We start from the raw sequence: 1,329 nt of genomic DNA, 5'->3' as shown, positions 1-1,329 counted from the left end.
CAGCAGGTCGCGGCGCCCGGCGCCGAGGCCAGCGCCCAGCGCACCAAGATCGAGGGCGATCCGGCCAAGCCCGGCGACAAGACCGCCGAAACGCAGGTGCTCAAAATCAAAGCCGTGCCGCCTGTCGCGGCACCGCTCGAGCCACTGGCAAAGGACGCGACCAGTAAACAGGCCGCGAACCCTGCCACGGCATTGGCCGGCGAGACCAAATCGGACGGCACCAAGGCCGCGGTAGCGAAGGCTGAGCCTGAGGCGCAAAAGGCCGTCCAGCCCGACATCGGGGAGAAGGCACCAACCGCTGCTGCCGTGAAGGCAGCGGCCGACGTCAAGCGGCAGTTGGCCGATGCTTTCAAGCCTGGCGACAAGCTGCACGACGGCGTCTCGGTCGAAGCCACCGACAAGGGCGTCGTCATCTCGATCACCGATCAGCTCGACTTCGGCATGTTCGAGGTCGGCTCGGCGTTGCCGAGACGCGAACTGGTGCTGGCAATGGAGAAGATCGGCCGCATCGTCAACAGCCAGAAGGGCACCATCAGCATCAACGGCCACACCGATGCCCGGCCGTTCCGCAGCGACAGCTACGACAATTGGCGGCTGTCGACGGCGCGCGCGCATTCCGCGTACTACATGCTCGTGCGCGGCGGCGTCGACGAACGCCGCATCACCGAGGTCGCCGGTTTCGCGGACCGCCAGCCGAAAATAGCAGCCGATCCATTGGCGGCCGCGAACCGCCGCATCGAGATCCTGATGGCGACCGGCGGATGAAGCGAGCGGCCGTCACCCGCCGGTTGATTGGCCTGTTGCTGCTGGCCGGCGGACACCCGTCCACTGGTTTCGCCCAGGAGGCCCTGCAGCCGTATCAGCTGGTGCGCTCGCTGCAACTCATCCAGGACCGCATAGCCGCCGGGGATCATGCCGCCCTGCCGATGCAGGCCAAGCTGCTCGAGATGACGGATACGCGCCTGCGCGCGGCGAATGCCGAGGACTACAAGGATCCCAAGAATTTTCGGGCCCTGCTTGTCTACGGCATGAGCGGCGGCAACCCGGTGACCGTCGAAGCGGCCACGTCGCGCGCTACGGCGGACCCGCAAAGCCTTGCCATCGCCAAAGGCGTGATTGAGTACCTCAACGGCCGGCCCGGCAAGGCTATCGAAGCCTTGAGGCCGATCGATCCCATGGCGCTGCCTCCGGATCTCGGCGCCTTCCTCGCTTTGGTCAAAGGCTCGCTGCTTGCCGGCGATCAACCGGCGACCGCACTCGGTCTGCTCGACGAGGCAAGATTGCTCAGCCCCGGCACGCTGGTCGAGGAGGCGGCACTTCGCCGTTCGG

The 1,329-nt window shown here is 66.7% G+C and carries 1 protein-coding gene and 1 pseudogene; both read left to right on the top strand.

Annotated features, from left to right (window positions below):
• Positions 1–765: OmpA family protein (locus EN994_RS31805; RefSeq protein ID WP_164746432.1), on the top strand; the 765-nt coding region annotated here is incomplete at its 5' end.
• A pseudogene (locus EN994_RS31800) lies at positions 762–1,329 on the top strand (chemotaxis protein MotC); the annotation flags it as partial. The gene EN994_RS31805 and the pseudogene EN994_RS31800, both read left to right, overlap by 4 nt.

Origin of the sequence: Mesorhizobium sp. M7A.F.Ca.CA.002.09.1.1, assembly GCF_003998555.1 — a bacterium.
GTDB lineage: Bacteria > Pseudomonadota > Alphaproteobacteria > Rhizobiales > Rhizobiaceae > Mesorhizobium > Mesorhizobium ciceri.
The sequence above is the reverse complement of the archived record's forward strand: the minus strand, read 5'-3'. Positions and strand labels throughout refer to the sequence as shown.